1 protein-coding gene is annotated in these 370 nt (G+C 69.5%); it reads left to right on the forward strand.

The features are described 5' to 3' along the window. The coding region (locus tag ACEN88_RS34645; protein ID WP_413346933.1) for a phosphate acyltransferase at positions 1-370 on the forward strand (370 nt) is incomplete at both ends.

A 370-nucleotide genomic window follows, 5' to 3' on the forward strand; every position in this document is an offset into this window, starting at 1 on the left:
GCGCCATCATGAAGGGCGCGCTGCACACGGACGAATTGATGCATGCCGTCGTCGCCCGCGACACCGGCCTGCGCACGGGCCGCCGCATCAGCCACGTGTTCGCGCTGGACGTGCCCACGTATCCGCGTCCCCTGCTCCTCACGGACGCCGCCATCAACATCTACCCGACGCTGGAGGACAAGCGCGACATCGTCCGCAACGCGATCGACCTGGCGCACGCGCTGGGCATCGCGGCGCCGCGCGTGGCGATCCTGTCCGCGCTCGAGACGGTGTATCCGAAGATCGCGTCGACCATCGAGGCGGCCGCGCTGTGCAAGATGGCTGACCGCGGCCAGATCGAGGGCGCGATCCTCGACGGGCCGATGGCGTT

The organism is Massilia sp. CT11-108 (genome assembly GCF_047302915.1).
GTDB lineage: Bacteria > Pseudomonadota > Gammaproteobacteria > Burkholderiales > Burkholderiaceae_D > Telluria > Telluria orientalis.